This window comes from Streptomyces boluensis, assembly GCF_009908195.1.
GTDB classification, from domain to species: domain Bacteria; phylum Actinomycetota; class Actinomycetes; order Streptomycetales; family Streptomycetaceae; genus Streptomyces; species Streptomyces boluensis.
Map to the genome: position 1 here is coordinate 1 of NZ_JAAAHS010000467.1, position 5,269 is coordinate 5,269.

Annotated in this window: 5 protein-coding genes; 2 read left to right on the forward strand and 3 right to left on the reverse strand. The window is 67.2% G+C overall.

Annotated elements, in window-relative coordinates; all coding sequences use genetic code 11:
• Positions 1 to 414 precede the first annotated feature (414 nt).
• The 3 genes from GUY60_RS33875 to thyX all read right to left on the reverse strand — a co-directional run bounded on the left by GUY60_RS33875 (position 415) and on the right by thyX (position 4,137).
• Positions 415 to 2,100, reverse strand: a complete 1,686-nt coding sequence (locus tag GUY60_RS33875) for a ribonuclease J (RefSeq protein WP_161704910.1) — start codon at positions 2,098 to 2,100, stop codon at positions 415 to 417.
• 156 nt (positions 2,101 to 2,256) lie between these two features.
• Positions 2,257 to 3,156 carry a 4-hydroxy-tetrahydrodipicolinate synthase gene (gene dapA, locus GUY60_RS33880; protein WP_161704912.1) on the reverse strand — a complete coding sequence of 300 codons (900 nt, stop codon included), beginning with the start codon at positions 3,154 to 3,156 and terminating at the stop codon, positions 2,257 to 2,259.
• 228 nt (positions 3,157 to 3,384) lie between these two features.
• Positions 3,385 to 4,137: an FAD-dependent thymidylate synthase gene (thyX, locus tag GUY60_RS33885; RefSeq protein WP_161704914.1), complete on the reverse strand. Its 753-nt coding sequence runs from the start codon at positions 4,135 to 4,137 to the stop codon at positions 3,385 to 3,387.
• A 212-nt stretch (positions 4,138 to 4,349) separates the two neighbouring features.
• On the opposite strand from thyX, the gene GUY60_RS33890 reads away from it, so the two are divergent.
• Together GUY60_RS33890 and GUY60_RS33895 are read left to right on the forward strand one after the other, a co-directional pair.
• Positions 4,350 to 4,589 carry a hypothetical protein gene (locus tag GUY60_RS33890; protein WP_161704916.1) on the forward strand — a complete coding sequence of 80 codons (240 nt, stop codon included), beginning with the start codon at positions 4,350 to 4,352 and terminating at the stop codon, positions 4,587 to 4,589.
• 113 nt (positions 4,590 to 4,702) lie between these two features.
• On the forward strand, positions 4,703 to 5,260 hold the full coding sequence (locus tag GUY60_RS33895; protein ID WP_161704918.1) for an SCO5741 family PH domain-containing membrane protein: 558 nt from the start codon (positions 4,703 to 4,705) through the stop codon (positions 5,258 to 5,260).
• Positions 5,261 to 5,269: the final 9 nt, after the last annotated feature.

Here is a 5,269-nt window from a genome sequence, read left to right on the forward strand (position 1 = left end):
TGCGTTTCCGACTCTATCAGACTCTTTCGTGTCCGATTCCCTGTCGGCGGGATTCGCTTTCCGGCCCTTTCGGCCCTTCCGGCGGTGTTGACTCTATCAGATCCTTTCGGGCCTGATTCCCAGTCAACTGGGTTTGTCTTTGCGGCTGTTGGGCCGTTCCGACGCTCAAACTCTAGTGGATTTCCCCGGCCGTTCAAAATCGGGCCCCGAATTCAAATTCGGGCATGCCGAAATCGACCCCGGTGGGAGATCTTGCAGAGTTTGATGGGCCGCCCTCCCCTGAGGGAGTCGCATCCGGCACACAAGTGCGCCTGTTGCGTTCTGGCGGAGACGTAAACGTACTGGAGCGGGGCGCCCCGATGCAAATCGAGGCGCCCCGCTCACAGTTGACGCTGCTCCGAGCTGTCGGAGAGGTCAGACCTCCACGACAACCGGAAGGATCATCGGGCGCCGGCGGTAGTTGTCCGAGACCCACTTGCCGAGGGTCCGGCGGATCAGCTGCTGGAGCTGGTGCGGCTCCATGACGCCGTCCTGGGCCGACTTGTCCAGGGCTTCCTGGATCTTCGGCGTGACGGCCCCGAATGCGGAGTCCTCGATGCCCGAGCCGCGTGCCTGGATGTGCGGGCCACCGGTGATCTTGCCGGTGGTGGAGTCCACGACCACGAAGACCGAGATGATGCCCTCGTCCCCAAGAATGCGGCGGTCCTTCAGGGAGGTCTCGGTGACATCTCCGACCGAGAGGCCGTCGACGTAGACGTATCCCGCCTGGACCTTGCCGACGATCTTGGCCTTGCCCTTGACGAGGTCGACGACCACGCCGTCCTCGGCGATCACGATGTTCTCGTGCGGTACACCCGTCAGTGCGCCGAGTTCAGCGTTGGCGCGCAGGTGGCGCCATTCGCCGTGGACCGGCATCAGGTTCTTGGGCTTGCAGATGTTGTAGAAGTACAGGAGCTCGCCGGCCGAGGCGTGGCCCGAGACGTGCACCTTGGCGTTGCCCTTGTGGACCACGTTGGCGCCCCAGCGGGTCAGGCCGTTGATCACGCGGTAGACCGCGTTCTCGTTGCCGGGGATCAGGGACGACGCGAGGATCACCGTGTCGCCCTGGACGATGCGGATCTGGTGGTCGCGGTTGGCCATGCGGGACAGCGCGGCCATGGGCTCGCCCTGGGAACCCGTGCAGACCAGCACGACCTCGTCGTCGGGGAGGTCGTCGAGCGTCTTGACGTCGACGACCAGGCCCGCCGGGACCCTCAGGTAACCGAGGTCCCTGGCGATGCCCATGTTGCGGACCATGGAGCGGCCGACGAAGGCGACCCTGCGGCCGTACTCGTGGGCGGCGTCCAGGATCTGCTGGATGCGGTGCACATGGCTGGCGAAGCTCGCCACGATGATGCGCTTGCGCGCGCTCGCGAAGACCTGTCGAACCACGTTCGAGATCTCGCGCTCGGGCGGGACGAAGCCCGGGACCTCGGCGTTCGTCGAGTCCGAGAGGAGAAGGTCGATGCCTTCCTCACTCAGGCGCGCGAAAGAGTGCAGGTCCGTGAGGCGGCCGTCGAGCGGCAGCTGATCCATCTTGAAGTCGCCGGTGTGGACGACCATGCCCGCGGGGGTGCGGATGGCGACCGCGAGGGCGTCGGGGATGGAGTGGTTGACCGCCACGAACTCGCAGTCGAAGGGGCCGATCCGCTCGCGGTGCCCCTCCTTGACCTCGAGGGTGTACGGGCGGATCCGATGCTCCTGGAGCTTCGCCTCGATCAGGGCGAGGGTCAGCTTGGAGCCGATCAGCGGGATGTCCGGCTTCTCGCGCAGCAGATACGGGACGGCACCGATGTGGTCCTCGTGCCCGTGCGTCAGGACGATGCCCTCGATGTCGTCGAGGCGGTCCCGGATGCTGGTGAAGTCCGGAAGGATCAGGTCGATGCCGGGCTGCTCCTCCTCGGGGAAGAGCACGCCGCAGTCGACGATCAGCAGGCGACCGCCGAACTCGAAGACGGTCATGTTGCGGCCGATCTCGCCGAGGCCACCCAGCGGGGTGACGCGCAGGCCGCCCTCGGGCAGCTTCGGCGGGGAGCCGAGCTCAGGATGCGGATGACTCAAAAGACTCTCCTAACCACACGCGCCACGTACCCAGAGGCACGTGGCGCGCATGACATTCGTGCAGGTGCAGTTGTTCTCTGCAGTTCTCGTCTGTGCTGTCTGTGTTACGTGTGTGGTGCTTGTTGAGTTGTAGGGCTGTTCAGTTGTGAAGTCTGTTCAGAGCTGTACCCCGCCGGCGGCGAGGTCGATCTTGAGTTGGTGGGTTTCCTCGGTCGACAGTTCGACCAGCGGCAGCCGCAGCGGGCCGGCCGGGAGTCCCTGGAAGGTGAGGGCGGCCTTGGTGGTGATGACGCCCTGGGTGCGGAACATGCCGGTGAAGACCGGGAGCAGCTTCTGGTGGATCTCGGTCGCCTTCTGCACATCGCCGCTGAGGTGAGCGTCGAGCATCGCGCGCAGCTCGGGCGTGACGACATGGCTGACGACGGAGACGAAGCCGACCGCGCCGACCGAGAGCAGCGGCAGGTTGAGCATGTCGTCGCCGGAGTACCAGGCGAGGCCGCTGCGGGCGATGGCCCAGCTGGCGCGGCCGAGGTCGCCCTTGGCGTCCTTGTTGGCGACGATCCGCGGGTGCTCGGCGAGCGCGACGATCGTCTCGGTGTTGATGGGGACGCCGCTGCGGCCGGGGATGTCGTAGAGCATGACCGGCAGTTCGGTCGAGTCCGCGATGGCGGTGAAGTGCCGGTACAGGCCTTCCTGCGGCGGCTTGTTGTAGTACGGCGTCACCGTGAGGAGACCGTGGGCGCCTGCCGTCTCCGCGGCGCGGGCCAGCTCGATGCTGTGCCGGGTGTCGTTGGTGCCGACGCCGGCCACGACGTGGGCGCGGTCACCGACGGCCTCTACTACAGCTCGTACGAGCTCGGTTTTCTCCGCGTCGCTGGTGGTCGGGGACTCGCCAGTGGTGCCGTTGACGATCAGGCCGTCGTTGCCTGCGTCCACCAGGTGGTTGGCGAGTCGCTGCGCGCCATCGAGGTCGAGTGCGCCGTCCGCCGAGAACGGCGTGACCATGGCGGTGAGAACCCTCCCGAAGGGGGTTTGCGGAGTCGAGGTCGGAGCCATGGGTAACACGCTACTCGCTGCTCAGTGCGGGGTCCCCCCTCGGGGGACGTGAGCTGGGCCCGACCTGGTCGGAAACCGAAGGAACCCGGCACTGCCTGCTCGGGGGTTCAAGCAGTGCCGGGTCCGTTTGATCAGGCTAGATGAACTTTCCGAAATGCCGCAATACGGACACTTCGTAGGGCTGACCGTACATACGTGCCCGCCCAAGGAGTTCCCGCGTGTCGAGAACTACGGCGCCATACGGCCGTTCTTGTTGAACGCGGCGTACGTGAGCGGCATGAGCTTGGCCCACTCCTGCTCCATCTTCTCGCCGACCATCTCGATCTCCCGCTGCGGGAACGACGGCACCTTCGCGAGCTCGTGCTGAGTGCGCAGGCCGAGGAAGTGCATCAGGGAGCGGGCGTTGCACGTCGCGTACATCGACGAGAAAAGACCGACCGGCAGGACCGAGCGGGCGACCTCGCGGGCGACACCGGCCGCGAGCATCTCCTGGTACGACTCGTACGCCTGGCGGTACGAGTCCTCCATGACGCGGCCGGTGAGCTCCTGCTGCGCCTGGGTGCCCTCGACGAAGACGTACTTCCCCGGGCGGCCCTCCTGGACCAGCTTGCGGGAGGCGTCCGGGACGTAGAAGACCGGCTCCAGCTCCCTGTACCTGCCCGATTCCTCGTTGTACGACCAGCCGACGCGGTGGCGCATGAACTCGCGGAACACGAAGATCGGGGCGCTGATGAAGAACGTCATCGAGTTGTGCTCGAAGGGGCTGCCGTGGCGGTCCCGCATCAGGTAGTTGATCAGGCCCTTGGAGCGCTCCGGGTCCTTGGTGAGCTCTTCCAGGGACTGCTCTCCCGCGGTCGAGACTCTGGCGGCCCACAGCACGTCGCTGTCGGCGGCGCTGTGCTTCACCAGCTCGACGGCGACTTCACTACGGAAGCTCGGCTTCAGGTCTGCTTCGGGGGTTGCTTCGGGGGTCTCGCTCACCGGCGGGGGTCCTTCCAATTGCGCTCGCTCGGGCGGCGCCCACTCTACGGCTCGCCACTGACAGAGGGCCGTTCGGCGGTGCTCTGCAACGTTCTTCGGTGAATTTCCCGATTCAGGGCACCAATGTGACCTTTTGAACGTCTGTATTGGTAGCAGTGATTCAGTTCGAGACCGGTCCGGTCTCCCTCAGCAAGCAAGGAGCGCAGTCCCTCATGTTCCGTCGGCGCGAGCCCGTCCCGTTCGCCTTTGTCGCCGAGGCCGACAAGTACCGCAGCAACGTCACTCCCCCGCCCCGCGACCGGGCCACGGGCGGCGAGATCATGGGGCGCGTACTGATCGGCGCCACCCTGGTCGCCGGCCTCGTGGGGTCCCTGCTGTTCGGGCTGCCCGCGCTGTCGCCGGAGCAGTCACCCGCGCAGACCCAGCAGTCCGAGGCCGCCGACGGGCGCTGACGCGAGGGCTCGCGGCGCGACGGTCCGTCACGGCCCCGATGGTGGCCGCTCGTCGCGCCGCTGGGTAGCCTCACCGGGCACAGCCCACCGTGTGCTTGGAGTGAGGATCAGTCGTGCCCCTGCCCTTTCTGACGGCCGACCGCGCTTTTGACGAGACGGCGGACAACGTCCCGCTGCCGTTCGACGACCGCGACCAGTGGCGTCGCCCCTACCGGCCAGGACCGTGGCGGGTCGCCGCGGCCGCGCTGTTGCTGCTGCTCGCCTCGTACATCCTCTTCGCCTCGGTGATCATCGCGTTCGCCGGTGCGCTGCCGGGTGCCGTCGCGTGTGGGGCCGGGGCCGCCTTGGTGATCGCGGCGGCGCTGCGGCTGCTGCGCGTCGGCACCTGGGTCAGCGCGCAGGGGGTGCGGCGCGTGGGGTTCCTCGTGACGCGTACGGTCCCGTGGGCGCAGGTCGTCGCCGTACGGACCACGCAGCAGCCGGTGCGTTGGCTCGGGCTGCCGCGGACCGTGCAGGGGCAGGCGTTGATGCTGGTGTGCCAGGGCGGCGAGACGCTGACCGCGCCGCTGCTCACCTCGCACAGCGCGGATTTCCTCGCCCGCGGCGAGGCGTTCGAGCGGGCCGCGGACGCGGTGGAGGCCTGGGCGGAGGAGGGGCGGGTCACGAGCTGACTCCCGCCC